Source organism: Amycolatopsis sp. H20-H5, assembly GCF_035828755.1.
Lineage (GTDB): Bacteria > Actinomycetota > Actinomycetes > Mycobacteriales > Pseudonocardiaceae > Amycolatopsis.
The window spans coordinates 1-17,137 of the sequence record NZ_JAYMZS010000153.1; the positions used below are offsets into that span (position 1 = coordinate 1).

Annotated in this window: 16 protein-coding genes; 13 read left to right on the forward strand and 3 right to left on the reverse strand. The window is 70.5% G+C overall.

Annotated elements, in window-relative coordinates; all coding sequences use genetic code 11:
* Positions 1-148 precede the first annotated feature (148 nt).
* The 8 genes from QMK34_RS42520 to QMK34_RS48155 all read left to right on the forward strand — a co-directional run bounded on the left by QMK34_RS42520 (position 149) and on the right by QMK34_RS48155 (position 10,626).
* On the forward strand, positions 149-1,018 hold the full coding sequence (locus QMK34_RS42520) for an SCO6745 family protein (protein ID WP_326420507.1): 870 nt from the start codon (positions 149-151) through the stop codon (positions 1,016-1,018).
* Positions 1,019-1,485: 467 nt separating this feature from the next.
* Positions 1,486-1,773, forward strand: coding sequence for a hypothetical protein (locus QMK34_RS42525; RefSeq protein WP_326420508.1), 288 nt, complete (start codon positions 1,486-1,488; stop codon positions 1,771-1,773).
* 13 nt (positions 1,774-1,786) lie between these two features.
* A complete protein-coding gene (locus tag QMK34_RS42530; protein WP_326420509.1) occupies positions 1,787-2,287 on the forward strand; it encodes a hypothetical protein in 501 nt (166 codons plus the stop codon).
* A 3-nt stretch (positions 2,288-2,290) separates the two neighbouring features.
* Positions 2,291-5,266, forward strand: coding sequence for an ATP-binding protein (locus tag QMK34_RS42535; protein ID WP_326420510.1), 2,976 nt, complete (start codon positions 2,291-2,293; stop codon positions 5,264-5,266).
* The gene (locus QMK34_RS42540; protein WP_326420511.1) at positions 5,263-7,368 is read left to right on the forward strand and encodes a magnesium transporter; all 2,106 of its coding nucleotides are present in this window, start codon (positions 5,263-5,265) and stop codon (positions 7,366-7,368) included. Before QMK34_RS42535 ends, QMK34_RS42540 begins: the two co-directional genes overlap by 4 nt.
* Before the next feature lie 3 nt (positions 7,369-7,371).
* A complete protein-coding gene (locus QMK34_RS42545; protein ID WP_326420512.1) occupies positions 7,372-7,986 on the forward strand; it encodes a hypothetical protein in 615 nt (204 codons plus the stop codon).
* Between the two features lie 6 nt (positions 7,987-7,992).
* A complete protein-coding gene (locus QMK34_RS42550; RefSeq protein ID WP_326420513.1) occupies positions 7,993-8,991 on the forward strand; it encodes a C40 family peptidase in 999 nt (332 codons plus the stop codon).
* Between the two features lie 132 nt (positions 8,992-9,123).
* The gene (locus tag QMK34_RS48155; RefSeq protein WP_442785339.1) at positions 9,124-10,626 is read left to right on the forward strand and encodes a hypothetical protein; all 1,503 of its coding nucleotides are present in this window, start codon (positions 9,124-9,126) and stop codon (positions 10,624-10,626) included.
* Here QMK34_RS48155 and QMK34_RS42560 read toward each other — a convergent pair whose 3' ends face one another.
* The gene (locus tag QMK34_RS42560) at positions 10,627-11,367 is read right to left on the reverse strand and encodes a class I SAM-dependent methyltransferase (protein ID WP_326420514.1); all 741 of its coding nucleotides are present in this window, start codon (positions 11,365-11,367) and stop codon (positions 10,627-10,629) included.
* Positions 11,368-11,412: 45 nt separating this feature from the next.
* On the opposite strand from QMK34_RS42560, the gene QMK34_RS42565 reads away from it, so the two are divergent.
* The 3 genes from QMK34_RS42565 to rimO all read left to right on the forward strand — a co-directional run bounded on the left by QMK34_RS42565 (position 11,413) and on the right by rimO (position 13,532).
* On the forward strand, positions 11,413-11,607 hold the full coding sequence (locus tag QMK34_RS42565; protein ID WP_326420515.1) for a hypothetical protein: 195 nt from the start codon (positions 11,413-11,415) through the stop codon (positions 11,605-11,607).
* A 166-nt stretch (positions 11,608-11,773) separates the two neighbouring features.
* Complete coding sequence (locus tag QMK34_RS42570) at positions 11,774-12,118, forward strand: hypothetical protein (protein WP_326420516.1); 345 nt, start codon at positions 11,774-11,776, stop codon at positions 12,116-12,118.
* A gap of 19 nt (positions 12,119-12,137) precedes the next feature.
* Positions 12,138-13,532: a 30S ribosomal protein S12 methylthiotransferase RimO gene (gene rimO / locus QMK34_RS42575; protein WP_326420517.1), complete on the forward strand. Its 1,395-nt coding sequence runs from the start codon at positions 12,138-12,140 to the stop codon at positions 13,530-13,532.
* Between the two features lie 78 nt (positions 13,533-13,610).
* On the opposite strand, the gene QMK34_RS42580 is transcribed toward rimO, so the two are convergent.
* Positions 13,611-14,579 (reverse strand): ATP-binding protein, encoded by a 969-nt coding sequence (locus QMK34_RS42580; protein WP_326420518.1) that lies wholly within the window; start codon positions 14,577-14,579, stop codon positions 13,611-13,613.
* 134 nt (positions 14,580-14,713) lie between these two features.
* Between QMK34_RS42580 and QMK34_RS42585 the strand changes: the two genes are divergently transcribed.
* Both QMK34_RS42585 and QMK34_RS42590 read left to right on the forward strand, forming a co-directional pair.
* Complete coding sequence (locus tag QMK34_RS42585; protein ID WP_326420520.1) at positions 14,714-16,120, forward strand: RNB domain-containing ribonuclease; 1,407 nt, start codon at positions 14,714-14,716, stop codon at positions 16,118-16,120.
* A complete protein-coding gene (locus QMK34_RS42590; protein ID WP_326420519.1) occupies positions 16,117-16,893 on the forward strand; it encodes a helical backbone metal receptor in 777 nt (258 codons plus the stop codon). Before QMK34_RS42585 ends, QMK34_RS42590 begins: the two co-directional genes overlap by 4 nt.
* A 67-nt stretch (positions 16,894-16,960) precedes the next feature.
* Here QMK34_RS42590 and QMK34_RS42595 read toward each other — a convergent pair.
* Positions 16,961-17,137 (reverse strand): aldehyde dehydrogenase family protein (locus QMK34_RS42595; RefSeq protein WP_326420521.1); only part of this gene is annotated, 177 nt, incomplete at its 5' end.

The window sequence follows — 17,137 nt, forward strand, 5'->3', positions numbered from 1 at the left end:
CACTTGGGTGGGGGGGTGGTGCCGTGGTGGGGGGTCGGGGGGCGTGGGGTCCCGGAAACGGGAGCAAAGGACCTTTGATCCCGCGCTCGATGGTTTGGGGGTCGCTTGGGGGCGGCGGGGGTGGTTACTGTCGGGTAGGGTTTGGGGTATGGGTGCTGCTGACGGTGTGGTCAGGTTGGGTTCGCGGTTCTTGGGCGGCTTGGAGCCCCTTCACTCCTTGATCTACTTCGCGCCTGAGACCGAGAAGGCGCTGGTCGGGGTCGGGCTGCGGCCGGGGCGGATGTGCTACTTCGCCGGGCGGTCCGCTGCTTTCGGGGCGGTGGGGCCGGGGGCCGTGGCCGCGACTTTCTACAACTTCAATCCCGAGTTGGTCGCGCGGCATCTTCCGCGGGCTTGGACGCTGGCCAGCCCGGAGAGCGTTGTCGCCGCTCGGTATCAGGCCGCCGACCAGGTGCTTCGGCGGTTGCTCGGCGATGAGGTCGTCGCGTCCGCCGAGGTTGCCGAGGCCGCTGAGCTTGCTCGTGAGGCCAGTGCCGGTTGTCAGGTCTACGGGCGGGCGCTCTACGCCGCGCACGCCGACCTTCCCTGGCCCGAGGAGCCGCACCTGGTGTTGTGGCATGCCATCACGCTGCTGCGGGAGCACCGAGGGGATGGGCACATCGCCGCCTTGGTGCTCAACGGGCTGGACGGGCTCGCCGCGCTGGTGACGCACACCGCGACCGGGAAGGGCTTCCTGGCCGCGGCCGCCAAGCTCACCCGGGGGTGGAGCGACGAGCAGTGGGACGGCGTCGTCGACGAGCTACGGGCCTCGGGCGTCATGGATGACGGCGACGGGCTCACCGAGAAGGGGCGGTTGCTCCGGAGGCGCGTCGAGGAGGAGACGGATACGTCGTCGACGGCACCTTGGAAGCATTTGGGGCCCGAAGGCGCGGCGCGGCTGTTCGAGCTCGGCCGCGGGCTCACCGAACGGGTGGTTGGTGCCGGGGCTTTTCCGCCGGGCGTGTTTGCCACCAGATGACTACAGAGCGTCACCATTTGCCGTGATTCACGCTATGTAGTGAAAATGCCGTCCAGTTTTCGGCGCACTGTAGTCGGTGTGAAATATTCTCATGATCGACATCGGTATGACTCAGGCAACGGTTCGCACCGAAGGACTCCCGCGCTGCCGCCGAACGGGTCATGCCACACTGTTCGCGGCCGGATCAGGCCGCCCATCCCGGCACCCAGAGTGAACGACGACCTCGTAAGTGGGTGAGTCCATCGGCACACTACGAAATACGGGCCGCTGGGGTTAATTCTGAGGACCCTTGCAACGATGATGAAGGGCGAGGATTTTCAATAGATGGACAAAGCCGTGCACCGTGTCGACAAGGATATATCTACAGAGCGCGCTTTGACCACTACACTTCGTGACGCCATGATGGTGTGCGACGTACCGACGACGCCAGGAACCGCGCGACCCCTCCGCGCACCGGGAGTAATGCGATGATCACGATGACCCTCACCGAGCTGGCGCAGCACCAGGCCCAGCTGGCCCAGGGCGGCCAGCTCGGCACCAGCAACGTCCGAACCTGGCTGATCGACAACGTCATCCCGCTCGTCCTGCTCGCCGTCGCGCTGCTGCTGCTCTGGCTCGGCGGCGGCAAGGGCGACAACGCGGGCGTCATGCGCCGTCTCGCCGGGGTCGTGATCGCGCTGGCGATCATCGGGCTCGCGGTCAGCGGCGCCGGAGTCAACGTGGGCCAGTGGATCGCCGGCCTCTTCACAGGCTGAGGCGGGCCCCGCGTTGCGTATCAGGACTGATGACGAGGTCTACCGGGTCGACGCCGTTTGGCTCGGCCCGCCGAAGGCGACTTTCCCCTGGAGAGCCCGCTACGTCGCGTGGCTGATCGGCATCCCGATCTTCCTGGTCTCGCTCACCATCGAACGGTGGGCGGGCTGGAGCTTCGGGTTCTTCTCGACGGCGTGGGCGTTCATCGCCACAATCGTGGTCACGCGCCTGATCACCGCCAAGATCAGCCACGAGCGTCCGCTGGGCACCGTCGTGGCCATGGCCGGGCGCGAGCTCGGCACGCCGCGGGAGAACACCACGGCGCTGGGCGGCGCGGCCAGCGCCGGCCGGGTCCGGGTACGGGCCGCCCGCCCGTTGCCCAAGAACCGCCGGCGGCGCCAGTCGCCGCCGCAGCAGTACCAGCACCACGGCTACGGCGCGGGAGCCGGAACCGGAGCACAGGGAACACCACCACGAGCGCGCCGGAGCCGCAGCGCGGCCCAGGGCGGGAGGTAGTCGTTGTTGGGTCGCGGCGGAAGCCGAGGGAAACGGGATCGGGACCAGGGCGCCGGTGCTTGGCAACCGGCCTCTCAGGTCCGCTCGGCGCAGGCAAGGCAGAACGCCGGCGCCAAAGGCAGGCGGCTGCCCGGCGAGCAGGCCATCCCCACCTACACCCCGTCCATAGCCGCGCGCAGCATCGACGGGCACCTGCTGCGTACCGGCTACGAGGTCTACGCCTGGTACCGGCTGGCCCCGCAGCGGTGGTCCTTCCGCTCGGACTCGCAGCGCCGTGACCTCATCGCCGCGATCGCCGGTCAGTACGCCGAGTTCCAGGGCCGCTGGCTGCACCTGCGGGTGACGAACCGCCCGTACCCGATCCGGATGTGGGCCGAGGCGCACGTCCACAACGCCGTCGGCCGCCCCAACGACATCCCCGGCGCGCTGTCCTTCGACGACTACCTGATCGGCGAGCAGCAGCAGCTGATGGGCCGTTCGATGGCCGAAAAAGAGGTCTACCTGGGCATCCAGGTCCAGACCCGCCGGATGGTCGACCGCGCGGTCGAGCGTGCCGCCCCGGTGCTGCGCAAGATCCTGCCCGAGGCCGTCGACGCCGAACTCGCCGCGCTGGACTCCGAGGTCGAGCACCTCGACCAGGTGATGGGCTCGGCCGGGCTCGAAGGCCGTCCGGTGCACGCCGAGGAAATGTCCTGGCTGATGCACCGCTCGTGCTCGCTGGGCCTGCCCGCGCCGCGCAACATGCCCGCCGTCCCGGGCGCCGACTGGGAGCCCGAAGACCTCGCCAGCTTCACCGACGCGGCCGATTTCCACGCCGAGCCTTATGCCCCCACAGTGACCGTCCGGGGCCGCACAGGGTCCAACGCGGGCGTTTCCCGGCACCTCGCGGTGCTCACCGTCGGGCAGATGCACGGCCTGCAGATCCCCGAGGTCGACGACCCGTGGATCCAGCACGCGGACCGGCTGCCCGCCGCGGTCGAGGTCTCCGCCCGGATCTACGTCCGGCGTCCCGAAGAGGTCGCGGGCGAGCTGGCCCGGCAGATGAACAAGGTGCGCTCGCAGGTCAAGCACTACACCGACGAGCACGAGCTGGAGCCGCCGCAATCGCTTGCGCGCCAGGCCGGGCGCGTGCTGGAGATCGACGACGAGATGACGTCGGGCTTCACCGCGCTGGCCACCCGCGTGCGCTCGTGGTGGCGGCTGGCGGTCTCGGGTCCGACAGAGCGCGATGCGCTGAGGCTGGCCCAGCAGCTGCTGGACCTCTACAAGCCGAAGATCGCGATCGAGCACCCCGAAGCCCAGTACGCGATGGCCAGGGAGTTCATCCCCGGCGAGCCGCTCGCTTCGGCCGCTTACATGCGTCGCGGGTCGGTCGTGTGGGCGTCGTCCGCGGTGCCGACGGCGACGGCCGAGGTGGGCGACCGCCGCGGCATCCTGCTCGGCGAGACGGTCACCGCGACCCGGCGCCCGGTGGCGTGGGACCCCTGGATGGCGCAGGAGATCCGCGACGGCTCCGGGCTGACGGCCATGGTCGCCGGGCTCGGTGGCGGCAAGTCGTTCCTCGGTGGCGGCATTGTCTACAAGACGCTGCGGGCCGGGGCGCACTGGACGATCCTCGACCCGTCAGGCCCGCTGTCGCGCCTGTGCGACCTGCCGGAGCTGCGCCCGTACGCCCGGCCGATCAACCTCCTCAACGCCCAGCCCGGCATCCTCAACCCCTATCGGGTGGTCGCCGACCCGCTGCTCGAACATTTCATGGACGAGGACGACCCCGAGCGCTCGTGGCGCCGGGAGAAGGCCCTCGCGGGCGCGACGCGACGTCGTCTGGTGCTGGACGTCCTCACCGGTGTCCTGCCGTACGAGGTTTCGCGGATGGCGCAGACCCGGATCGTGCTGCTGCGGGCCGTGCGGGCCGTGGGCGGGCGGTTCGACGCCGACCCCGGCCAGGTCATCGACGCGCTGCGCCGGGACTCCAGCGAGCACCACGAGCACGCCGTCATCGTCGCGGACTTCCTCGACGAGATGCGCGAGCGGATGGCGCTGCTGATCCCGGAGGACGACGACGACCCGTACGCCGAGACCCGTGACGACCGGATGACCGTGCTGACCATGGCGGGCCTGACCCTGCCCAAGGACGGCGTGCCACGGGAGTACTGGACGGACGCGGAGTCCCTCGGCGTCGAGATGCTGAACCTCGCGGCGTGGCTGACCCAGCGGTCGGTCTACGAGAAGCCGAAGGAGCAGCGCAAGGGCGTCTGGATCGACGAGGCGTTCTTCCTGTCCGAGGTGCCGACCGGGCGCGTGCTGATGAACCGGTTCGCGCGTGACTCGCGGAAGTGGAACGTCCGGGTGCTGCTGTCCTCGCAGATCCCGGCGGACTTCCTCAAGATCCAGGGTTTCGTGACCCTGCTCGACTCGGTGTTCGTCGGCCGTCTCGACGACGACGACGCCCAGGCCGACGCGCTGCGCCTGCTGAAGGTGCCGGTCGGCGTCGGCTACGAGCAGGTCATCGCGGCGCTGGGCCGTCGTCCGGGCGCCGCGCGGGGCGGGCTGGAACGCGACACCGAGCCGCGGCAGTTCGTCTTCGGTGACGGTGCTGGTGGCGTGGAGCGGATCCGGGTCGACTTCTCCGGGCCGCACCTCGAGCAGCTGCGCAAGGTCATGGACACCACCCCGGGTTCCCCCGACGCCAAGCGGGTCAAGCCGGGTAACGCACTGGTGGCCCCGAAGGACGAGCCGAAGCAGTACGTCGCGGTGCCCCCGGAGGACGACATCGAGCTCGAACAGGACTTCGAACTGGCGGCCGAGCTCGAGGTCGGGCTCACCGAGGAGCAGCTGCTCGGCGCCCCCGACCCCCTCGCCGCCGAGACCGGCGAGGTCCAGGGCGGCATCACCCAGAACGCCCAGAACGGCCAGAACGGTCACGGTGGCCAGCACGCGCGGGCCGGGAAGAGCGGCACCGGCAGGGATGCCGCGTGAACACACTGATGACCTTGGCGTTCGTACTCTCGATCGCCGGTTGTTGGCATGCTCTACGACGTAGACTGAAGGAAGGCCCGAAGCCGGGGAAGCACCAGCCGAGCAGGCGCACCACGATGATCATGGTGTCGCTGATCCTCGCGTTGCAGGCCGTCGCGACGGCGCCCGCGGCCTCGGCCGCCGCCTGTGGCGAGGCACCCAACCCGGAACGTCCCGGCTCCGGCATGGTCGGCGCGCTCGACCCGGCCGACGGGCGCGGCGCGGCGGGCAGCGCGTACATCGACTACAGCTACGCGGGTCTGGTGTGGGACACCTTCCAGACCAACTGCGGCCCGCTCGCCGGGCTGAACTCCCCGAGCTCGACGATCGACACCTGGGCCGGGAACGAACTGTTCAACATCGCCAAGAACATCGTCGGCGCGACGAACTCGCTGCACTACACGGTGATGGAACTCGGCATCCTCAAACCGCTCTACGGCGCGGTGAAGGCCGGCGCGGACAAGATCTACAACAACATCTACGCCCAGCTGTTCGGGCTGGCCGCGCTGATCCTGTCGATCATGATGTTCCGCAACATCTGGCGCGGCGACCTCGCCGCGGTCAGCAAACGGGCGCTGTACGCGCTGGCCGCGGTGTGGCTCGCGGCCTCCTCACTGGCGTTGCTGAGATATTTCGATCCGATCGACAACGCCATCACCCAGACCACGACGAACATCCAAGCGGGGTTCGTCGACGAGAGCTCGGACCAGGTGGCGCGGCACATCCTGCCGACCAACCTGCACAACGAGATCGTCTACAAGAACTGGCTGCGCGGCGAGTTCGGTTCCCCGACCGCGCCACAGGCCGACCAGTACGGCAGGCCGCTGCTGGACGCGCAGGCGTTCAGCTGGGCGCAACTGCGCAACGGCGACGACGGCAAGACGCAGGTGGTGGACGCCAAGAAGGCCGCCTTCAAGGACATCTCCACCAAGCTCGGCCCGGCGACCGGGTACTTCACCGGTGAGGACGGCAGCCGCGTCGGCTCCGGGTTCCTCGCACTCGGCCAGAGCATCGTGTACTCGCTGTTCCAGTTGCTGGCCAAGGCTTCCGTGCTGCTGGCGCAGGTGCTGATCCGCCTGCTGACGCTCACCGCGCCGCTGATCGGCCTGGTCGCGCTGCTGCACCCGGACATCCTGCGCCGGGTGCTCAAGGCCGCGGGCGCGATCGCGTTCAACATGGTCGTGCTTTCGGTGCTGGCCGGGGTGCACGCGCTGCTGCTGCAGGCGATTTTCAGCGCGGGCAACAGTTTGTCGATGCTGACGCAGATGGTCGTCGCGGGCATGGTGACCGTGCTGCTGTTCATGGTCGGGCGCCCGGTGCGGCGGTTGTGGCAGATGGTCGAGATGTCGGTCAGCATGGTCGGGGCCGCGGTGCCTTCGCCCAGCGGCGGGCTGTTCTCCAAGTTCCGCAAGAACCAGGCGGGCCCGACCCCGCAGGACAGCTTCTGGCAGAACGTGCGCGAGACCGACGACGTCGTCGACGGCGAGACGCGCGGGCCGATGGGTGCCACCGTCGGTGGCGGCCGGTATCGCCCCGAGGCGACGATCTTCGCCAACGCGCAGCGGCTGGACAACTCGTCCGGCGCGTCGCGGCCCGCCGCGGCCTGGTCCGGCGCGCCGTGGCCCGGCGCCGTCGGCCAGGGTGGCCGTCAGCCCGCGCTGCCCGCGGGCAGCCCCGGCGCGCCGGTGTTCGGCCAGTACGGGCCGGGCGCCGGAAACCCCGGCGACTACATGTACGCGTCGCCGGCCAGCCGGGTGGCGATGCCCGCGAGCCGCCGGGTGGACACCTCGCCGGTCGCCGACCGGCGGTGGAGCGACGAGCCGGAGCCGGTGGTCGTGCCGTCGAGGATGACCTCGACCGGGGGCTACAACGGCGACGTCCGCTACTCCGTCCCGGAATCCGCCGTGCCGTCGCACCCCGGTCGCGCCGCGGCCAGGCCGCAGCCCCGCCGCGCCGACTCCGAGGTCGTCGCGGGCAAGCCCGTTTTCGTGCTGTACCGGCCTTCCCGCGGGCTCGAGGTGCGGGAAGACCTGCGCGACACCGATCACGCGATGGGACGGTGACGGATGCCGATCCGCACCAACCGCGGCCGGACCGCGGTCTACCGGCGCCTGTGGGGCTGGCCGCTGCGCTCGCCCCGGCACCTGATCGGCACCCTCGTCGTGCTCGCCGTGCTGGTCACCACCGTGGGGATCGTGCTGCCGAAGGCGGTCGGCAGGCCGCCCACCGGGCTGAGCGCCCCGCGCCCGACGACCTCGACCTCGTTCGCGCCCCGGCCGGGGCTCGGCACCGCGACGGCCCCGGCGACGCCGCCGACGTCGAGCTTGCCGACCAGGCTGTCCACCACCCCGACGCCGATGTCGGCGGTGCCGAACCAGGACGCGATCCGGGTGGCGAAGCAGTGGGCGGCGGCCTGGGTGAACCACCCGGCCGGGGTGACGAACGCGCAGTGGCTCGAAGGAATGCGCCCGTACACCACCGAGGAGTACCTCACCGCGGTTCTGTCCACTGTGGACCCCGCGAACGTGCCGGCCACGAAGGTGACGGGTGAGCCGTCGATCGGCACCTCCTACACCGCGTCGATGCAGCTGGTCATCCCCACCGACGGGCCGAAGGTGAGCATCACGGTGGTCAGCACCAACGAAGGCTGGCGGGTCGCCGACTACGACCAGGCGAGCTGACCGGCCGTGCGCGTCGGGATCCTCGTCGGGGTGCTGGTCATGGTGGTGTTCACCGCCGTGGTCACCACCGGCACCGTCACCAAGGTGGTGACCGATCAGCAGGAGGCGCAGGCCAACGGCATCTCGAAGACCTCCTGCGACGCGGCGATCGGCCCCACCCAGCCCGGCCAGGGCGATCAGGGCGCCGTCGACGCTGGCAAGCTCGACGAGGAGCAGCGCGGCATCGTCTCGCTGGTCATCTCGCTCGGCAAGCAGCGCACCCTCGCCCCGCGTGCCTGGCAGGTGGCGATCCAGGCCGGGATGACCGAGTCGGGGCTGCACAACCTGAACTACGGCGACCGCGACTCGCTCGGCATCTTCCAGATGCGCCCGTCGATGAACTGGGGCACGGCCGCGCAGGTCACCGACCCGCCGTACGCGATCAACAAGTTCTTCGACGTGCTGCTGGCCGTCCCTGGCTGGGAGGGCATGCGGCCCGGCGCCGCGGCGCAGGCCGTCGAGCGGTCCGGGTTCCCTGATCGGTACCACAAGTGGGAGCCGATGGCCGCCACGCTGGTGCAGAACCTGGGCCAGATCGTCGACGTCATCGGCTGCGGGAAGGGCATCGGCGCCCTGGTGCCGCCGAGCCAGGCCGCGGCGACGGCCATCCAGTTCGCGCTGGGCGAGCAGGGCAAGCCCTACGTCTGGGGCGCGACCGGCCCGAACTCCTACGACTGCTCCGGGCTGATGCTGCGGGCCTACGAGTCCGCGGGCGTCATCCTGCCGCGTGTGTCGCGTGACCAGTACAAGGCGGGCGCGATGCTGCCGGTGCGCGACGCGCAGCCCGGTGACCTGGTGTTCCTCGCCACCGACACCTCGAATCCGGCGACGATCCACCACGTGGCGATGTACCTGGGCGACGGCAAGATCGTCGAGGCGCAGCAGACCGGCGTCCCGGTGCACACCCGGCCGTTCTCGTTCGACGAGAACGAGCTCATGGCACAGGCTGTCCGCCCCGGCGTTTAGCATGGGGTCAGGGCGTCGAACCCGCTCTTGACACGGACACCGTGATGATGTTTCGCGACCGGCGGAACCGATTCACCCGAAGTCGCGGCCTGTTCACCCAGAGGTGGCCGCGCACTGGCAGAGGATGAGGACGTGGCACGGAAATTCGGAAAGCGGGGCAAGGCGGGCCCCGGTGAGCCCGCTGGCGATCCCAGGGACCTCTTCGGGGCCCCGCAGCTCCCACGGAATTCGGCACGGCCTGCGTCCAGCACCCCGCTGGCCGACCAGCTCAACCGGGGCTGGCCCGGGGTCGACGCGGGGTACGTCGTGCTGCCGCGATCGCTGGCCGAGGGCATGTCACTGCCCTGGCAGCAGCAGATGGCGGCGCTGCTCGGGCAGTTCCACACCGAGCACGGACGGCTGGCCTGGCCCATCTACCGCGTCGTGCCCTCGCGCTACGAGAAGCTCATCGACCTCGACGAGGAGCAGCTCGCGGAGGCCGGGTATCTGGTCGAGATGGACACTGACGGCGAGATGGTCTACCGGGAGCGCAGCGGCCGCAAGGTCGGCGACCCGGCCAACACCACGGTGCTGGTGGCCTGCCTCGACCCGATCCCCAAGCCCGCCCAGCGCCAGGCCCCGCCACCCCCGCCCGCCGGAGCCCCGCCGGGCGCCGCCGGGCCGCCCCCGGCCGCGCCCCGCCCGCCCTCCCGGGCCCCCGCGCCGATGAACATCGGCCCGGCCCCGGTGTGGCACACGGTCACCCCGCCCCCCGCCGCCCATCGCGCGCCCGTCTTTCCCGAAGCCGGTCCGCCGCCCGGCACCGTGCTGCCCACCGGGCACGGTCCCGGTGTGCCTGTCGATCCCGGAGCCGTTTCCCCGCCAGGGCTCGTCTCGCCGAGCACCCCCGCGTCCGGGGTCGTTCCGGCCGTTCCGCCGTCTGTCCCTGTTGCTCCGGACACCTCGTCGGCCCCGGATGTGGTTACCCCGGTGGGGTTCGCCCCGCAGGCTCAGGCCGTTGTTCCGCCGTCCACTTTCGCGGCGCAGGTCGGGGAGACGGTGCGTGACATTGAGTCCTCATCGGCTCCCGAGGTGGTTACCCCGGTCGGGTTTGCTCAGCAGGCTCCGGCCGGTGTTCCGCCGTCGACCTTCGCGGCGCGTGCCGAGGAAGCCGTGCCTGACACCGAGTCCGCACCGGCTCCGGAAGCGATCACCCCGGTCGGGTTCACCCGGCAGGCTCCGGTTGAGGAGCCGAGGCACGCCTCGGCGCCCGAAGAGCCTGCTGCACCGATTTCCCACGCGCTGAACGGGCCCGCTCTGCCACAGCCGTCGCGAGGCGCGCTCTCGCGCGCTCTTGACCAGCCCGGTGACCAGCGGCAGTCCCCGCCCGTCGGGAACGGGACACCGCCGCCGGGATACGCGCCGCCTTCACGGGCCGCGGCCCCGGGGTGGAGCAGTGCGCCGCCGCCAGTCGATCCGCACAGCGACACCCCGCCGCGCGGGACTCGGCTGCCGCCGGTGGATCGGGGCTGGTTCGACGAGCTCGAGGGCGAGCGGCCGCCCGAGTCCTCGAAGCTCGACCCCGCCGTCGACGGCGGCGGTGAGTTCGGCCCCACCGGAGACCCGACGGAGATTCCGTACCGCTACCGGCAGTGATCAGCGCTGGGCGACCACGATCATCCGGCGGTGGGCGAAGGCGAGCGGTTCGCAGTCTTCGCCATACCCGTCGACCTTGCCGAAGCCCGCGTCGAGCAGCCAGTCGCGCAGCTCGGGGAAGGTGAACATCCGCACGAACCACCGTGCCCGGCGCACGGTGTCGCCGCGGATGAGCGTCCGCTCGACGATCTGGCGGCCGGTGAGCGGATCCAGCCGCCCGCGGTCGATGAGCAGGTCACCGTCCCGTTCCGTGGCGGTGGTGTGCTGGTAGGTGTTGAGCACGGCGGTGTAGTTGTTGAGGTCGAGCACGAACCGCCCGCCCGGCCGCAGTGCCCTGGCGACCTCGGCGAGCACCCGCTTGTTGCCGTCGTCGTCGAAGTAGCCGAACGCGGTGAACCAGTTGACGACCAGGTCGAACCGGCCGGTCCACGGCAGGTCCTTCATGTCTCCGAGGACGTATTCGGGCGCGACACCGAGTGCGGCGGCGTCCGCGCGGGCCCGATCCAGGAAGAGCGCCGTGACGTCGAGCCCGGTCACCCGGTGGCCACGGGCGGCGAGCCGGTTCGTGAGGCGGCCGTGCCCGCAGCAGAGGTCGAGGATCGCCGCGCCCGGCTCCGGCGCGACGAGACGCTGGATCAGATCCACCTCGTTGTTGCTGCGGACGGCGCCCAGCCGCTTGGCCATGAAGTGCAGATAGTCGGCGTCGAACATGCCGTCGATGTCGAATTCCGGTGTCCCCACGCCGCTCACCGTGACAGAACGTCCGAGGGGTGTCACGCTGATTTCATGGCAAGCGACCCGAACCCCGACCAGGGCTGGTATTTCAACACCCGCACCAAGCAGGTCGAGCACCTCGAGAAGTCCCGCGGCATCGATCTGCTCGGCCCGTACCCCGACGAGGCGACCGCGCGCCGCGCACTGGACATCGTCCGTGAGCGCAACAAGCAGGCCGACGGCGACGCGAACTGGAGCGACGACTGAAAACAGGAGCAAGGGACCTTCGCTATCGCCCCGGCGGCAGCAAAGGTCCCTTGCTCTCTTTTCGCCGGTCAGAGCCCGACGAAGTGGTTGAGTCTTGATGATGCTCGCCGAACGTGTCACTCTGGTCACGACCGGCAAGTGACTGGGCTCACATCCAGGGGGAACCGTGACCACGATCAAGCAGTTGGCCGAAGAACGCCGTCTCCGCTCGCGAACCGCCCCGCAGACGCCGCCGACGCAGGCCGGCGAGCAGTGGGGGACCTGTGTCGGCGTGTACGACATGGACGGCGGCAACGCGAGTTCCCGGGTGCGCAAGGTGGCGCGTGTCCTGCTCGCCAGCGGGTTCGTCGTCACCGCTTATTTCGCCGCCAACTCTCAGGCGCCGGTGGTCGACGCGCCCGTGCTGGTGGCCGTCGGCAGCATCGGGGACTGCCCCGTCGGCTGCGTGGCCGCCGTGACCGCGGCCGGGGGCGACCAACCCGTCGAGCGCTACACGATCGTCGAGTACTAGCGGTCCGGGCTCCCACGGGATGGTTGCCGACCACACCGTGTCCTTGGTGACTCTCGGATGCGCGCGCAACGAGGTCGATTCCGACGAACTCGCCGCCCGGCTGGACGACGCCGGCTGGCAGCTCGCCGAGCCAGGGTCCGACCCCGCCGAAGCCACCGTCGTCGTCGTGAACACCTGCGGTTTCATCGAGTCGGCCAAGAAGGAGTCCATCGACACGCTGCTCGCCGCGTCCGGTTCCGGCGCGAAAGTGGTGGCGGTGGGCTGTATGGCCGAGCGCTACGGCAACGAACTGGCCGACGCGCTGCCCGAGGCCGACGCCGTGTTGTCGTTCGACGACTACCCCGAGATCGGCGCTCGGCTCGACGACGTGCTCCAGGGCCGGACCCGATCCGCGCACACGCCGCGCGACCGGCGCACCCTGCTGCCGATCAGCCCCGTCCAGCGTCCGGCGGCCGTGGTCGCTCATGTACCGGGGCACGGCGCCGACGAGTTCGCGGGCCCGCCCAGCGGTCCGCGTCCGCTGCGACGCCGTCTCGGTGGCGGCCCCATCGCAGCGCTCAAGCTGGCTTCCGGCTGCGACCGGCGGTGCACGTTCTGCGCCATCCCGAGCTTTCGCGGCGCGTTCGTCTCCCGCCGTCCGGACGAGATCGTGGCCGAGGCGGAATGGCTCGCCGGGCACGGGGTGCGGGAGCTGGTGCTGGTCAGCGAGAACTCCACGTCCTACGGCAAGGACCTCGGTGACCTCCGCGCGCTGGAAAAGCTGCTCCCGCGGCTGGCGGCCGTCGCCGACCGGGTCAGGGTGAGTTACCTGCAGCCCGCGGAGCTGCGGCCGAGCCTGATCGAGGTCATCGCGGGCACCCCGGGCGTGGCACCCTATTTCGACCTGTCCTTCCAGCACGCCAGCGGTCCGGTGCTCCGCCGGATGCGCAGGTTCGGCGACCGGGAGCGGTTCCTGGACCTGCTCGGCACGATCCGCGCCGCCGCGCCGGACGCGGGGGTGCGGTCCAACTTCATCGCCGGTTTCCCCGGCGAGTCCGAGCAGGATTTCGGCGAGCTCCGGCAGTTCCTGGAACAGGCCAGGCTGGACGCGGTCGGCGTGTTCGGCTACTCCGACGAGGACGGCACCGAAGCCGTCGACCTGCCGGACAAGGTCGAGGCGTCGGTGATCGGCGAGCGGGTCAACGAGCTCGCGATCCTCGCCGACGAGCTGGGCACCCAACGTGCCGAGGAACGCGTCGGCTCGACGGTCGAGGTGCTCGTCGATTCCGGCGGGCGCGGCTGGGCCGCCCACCAGGCGCCCGACATCGACGGCTGCGTGACGCTCTCCGGCGCCGCCGTTCAGCCCGGCGACCTCGTCCGCGCTCGCGTCACCGGCACCGTCGGCGTCGACCTCAAGGCGACCGTCATCCCCTGAAACGACAGCAAAGGTCCCTTGCTCCCGCCGAGGTGATAGCAAGGGACCTTTGCTGTCGTTTTGAAGTGAAGCCGCAGGTCAGGCGTCGTGCCCGGCCAGCAGCGGCGGGCCGAGCACGAACTCGGGGTCGACCTGGGCGGCCAGGTCTTCGCCGGTGCGGCCGTTGCCCCAAGCCCGCGCGTTGCGCAGGTGGAACTCCACGCCCTGGCGCTGGTAGCGGCCCCAGTCGCGGCGCTCCGCGTCCACGGCGGCGAGCATCGCGCCGAGCGTTTCGAGGTTGTGCGGCTCCAGCTCGCTGATCGGCCGCGCGGTGCCACGCTCGGCGGCACGCACGTGCCGTGAGCTCGCCATCCAGCCGAGCAGCGCGTCGCCCGCCTGCTCGCGCAGGAACTCGACGTCCTCGGTGTCGGCGACCTTGTTGCCGACCACCATCAGCCGGACCCCGAAATCGCGCGCGTAGTCCGCGTACTGCCGGTACACGCCGACGCTGCGAAGCGTCGGTTCACAGACCAGGAACGTCACGTCGAACCGGGTGAACAGACCGGACGCGAACGCGTCGGCGCCCGCGGTCATGTCCATCACCACGTACTCGCCGACGTCGTCGATCATGTGATTGAGCAGCAGCTCCGCCGCGCCGACCTTCGAGTGGTAGCAGGCGACGCCGAGGTCGTCCTCGTCGAACTGCCCGGTCACCCCGAGCCGCACGCCGCCGAAGTCACGGAAACAGGCTGCCGAGATCGGGCTGTCCTCGAACGGGGTGACCAGTCGTGAACCGCGGCCCGGCGGGGTGGTCTTGATCATCGCGGCCGCGTTGGAGATCAGCGGGTTGTCCCCGCGCAGGTACTCCTTGATCAGCGCCATGTTGTCGCCCAACGTGGGCCACGACAGCGCTTCTTCCTCGCTGGCGCCCAGCGCCACGGCGAGGTGCTGGTTGATGTCGGCGTCGATCGCCAGCACCGGCTTGGCGGCGTCGGCCAGGTAGGACGTGAACAGCGACGCCAGCGTGGTCTTGCCGCTGCCGCCCTTGCCGACGAACGCGATCTTCACGGCGAGGCCTTTCTGCTACTGAAGATGGTATCGGTTTTCATTACAGGTGTGCGTAACGTACACCCGACCGGCCCGCACCCGAACGGGCGATCCGGCGGGGCACATCGGGATAAGGTTGGGTGGTGCCTCCACTCGTGATCAGGACCCACGTGGCCGGGGGTGACTTCGGTCGCCTGCGTGCCGAGTTCGTATTGCCGGAGTCGTTCGGCCCGGACGTCCTCGCCGAGGCGGAGGCCGCGGTGGTCGACCCGCTCGAGTCGGCCGGTGGGCGCGAGGACGCGACCGATCTGCCGCTCGTCACGATCGACCCGCCCGGCGCCAAGGACCTCGACCAGGCGATGTTCATCGAACGCGCGGGCGACGGGTTCCGCGTCCACTACGCGATCGCCGACCTGGCCGCGTTCGTGCCGCCCGGCGGCGCGCTGGACAAGGAGGCCCGGCGCCGCGGGCAGACGCTCTACCTGCCCGACGGCAACGTCCCGCTGCACCCGCCGGTGCTGTCCGAGGGCGCGGCGAGCCTGCTGCCCGGCGAAATCCGGCCCGCGGTGCTGTGGACCATCGACGTCGACGCGACCGGCGAGCCGACCTCGACCCGCGTCCGCCGCGCGCTGGTCCGCTCGACCGAGCAGTTCGACTACGAGACCGTGCAGGCCTCACTCGACGCGGGTGATCCGCATCCGTCGGTGGCCGCGCTGCCCGACCTCGGCAGGCGGCGGCGGGAGCTGGCGGTCCGCCGCGGCGCGGTCGAGCTCCAGCTGCCCGAGCAGGAGATCAGCGGCGATCCCGACAGCGGCTGGGCGCTGATCCGGCGCCCGCGCAACGACGTCGACGCGTGGAACGCCGAGATTTCGCTGCTCACCGGCATGGCCGCGGCCAAGATCATGATCGAGGCCAAGATCGGCGTGCTGCGCACCCTGCCCGCCCCCGAGACCGAGGCCGTCGACTGGCTCCACCGCTCGGCCCACGCGCTCGGGATCGAGTGGCCGGCCGGGGCGAGCGTGTCGGAGTTCCTCGCCACGCTCGACCCCGGGCAGCCGACGTCGATGGCGCTCTACGCCGTCACCACGCGCCTGCTGCGCGGTGCCGGGTACACCTCGTTCGACGGTGAGCTCCCGGAGTTGACTACGCACGCCGGGATCGGCGGCGCGTACGCCCACGTCACGGCCCCGATCCGGCGGCTGGTCGACCGCTTCGCGACAGAGATCTGCCTGGCCGTGAGCGCCGGTCACGAGGTCCCGGACTGGGTCCACGCCGCACTGACGACGGTGCCGGAGCTGATGACGGCCTCGGACACGCTCGCCGCGAAGGTCGAGCGCGCGTGCATCGACCAGGTCGAGGCTTGGGTGCTCGCCGAGCACGTCGGCGGCGAGTTCGGCGCGGTCGTGCTCCGCGCGGACGAGACCAAGGCGGAGATCCTGGTCGAGGACCCACCGGTGATGGCGAAGTGCGCCGGCGAAAAGCTGCCCGAAGGCGAGCGCGTCACCGTCCGCCTCACCGCGGTGGACGTCGACAAGCGCAAGGTCTCGTTCGAGCGCGCATGACACCCCTGCTCGACGACCTGGGCGAGCCGGTCCCGCTGACCGGACCGGCGGCCCGCGTCGTGTCGCTGGTGCCGTCGCTCACCGAAGCCGTCGAGATCAGCGCCCCCGGACGGCTCGCGGGCGTGACGGACTACTGCACACATCCGTCCACTTTGGAGGCCCCCCGCGTCGGCGGTTCGAAGTACCCCAAGGTCGACGAGGTGCTCCGGCTGGCGCCGGACCTGGTGCTGGCGAACTCGGAGGAGAATCGCCCCGAGGACGTGGAACGCTTACGCGCCAACGGAATCCCGGTCTGGGTGATGGCCGCCCCGGCGACCGTTCCCGCCGCGCTCGGCTCCCTGCGCCGGATCCTGACCCAAGCCTACGACCTGCCCGAGCCGGAGTGGCTGGTCGAAGCCGAAGAGGCCTGGCGGGAGACGGCGCCGGTGCGCTTCCACGCCGTCGTGCCGGTGTGGCGCAAGCCGTGGATCGTGCTCGGCCGGGAGACGTTCGGCGGCGACGTCCTGCACCGGCTCGGCGTCGAGAACGTGTACGCCGAGCACGAAGACCGTTACCCGCGGCCAAAACTACCCGAACTCCAGGCACATTTCCCGGCCGGTGACGCGGACCTCCTCGTCCTCCCGGACGAGCCCTACGAGTTCACGGCGACCGACGGCCCGGAGGCCTTCCCCGGCGCTCGCCACGTCCTGGTCTCGGGCCGCTACCTGACCTGGTACGGCCCTTCCCTGGTCGCCGCTCACACCACCCTCACCCACCTCATCAACGACCTTTGACGGGAAGTCCCTGAAGGCCACCATGACGGCGTTAAACGCCGTCATGGTGGCCTTCAGGGGCAATCAACTACAGGGTGAGGCCGGTGAGGACGGTGACGCGCTCCTCGGTGAAGTCCGCCATCGCGGCCGCGGGTCCTTCGCGACCGACGCCGGAGTCCTTGACGCCGCCGTAGGGCATCTGGTCGGCGCGGAAGCTGGGGACGTCGCCGATCAGCACGCCGCCGACCTGCAGCTTCGCCGACAC

What these genes read in the sequence shown, in the direction of transcription:
- QMK34_RS42545 (WP_326420512.1), top strand. Translation starts at nt 7,372, where the DNA reads ATGCCGATCCGCACCAACCGCGGCCGGACCGCGGTCTACCGGCGCCTG.
- QMK34_RS42590 (WP_326420519.1), top strand. Translation starts at nt 16,117, where the DNA reads ATGACACCCCTGCTCGACGACCTGGGCGAGCCGGTCCCGCTGACCGGA.
- QMK34_RS42520 (WP_326420507.1), top strand. Translation starts at nt 149, where the DNA reads ATGGGTGCTGCTGACGGTGTGGTCAGGTTGGGTTCGCGGTTCTTGGGC.
- QMK34_RS42565 (WP_326420515.1), top strand. Translation starts at nt 11,413, where the DNA reads ATGGCAAGCGACCCGAACCCCGACCAGGGCTGGTATTTCAACACCCGC.
- QMK34_RS42525 (WP_326420508.1), top strand. Translation starts at nt 1,486, where the DNA reads ATGATCACGATGACCCTCACCGAGCTGGCGCAGCACCAGGCCCAGCTG.
- rimO (WP_326420517.1), top strand. Translation starts at nt 12,138, where the DNA reads ATGGTTGCCGACCACACCGTGTCCTTGGTGACTCTCGGATGCGCGCGC.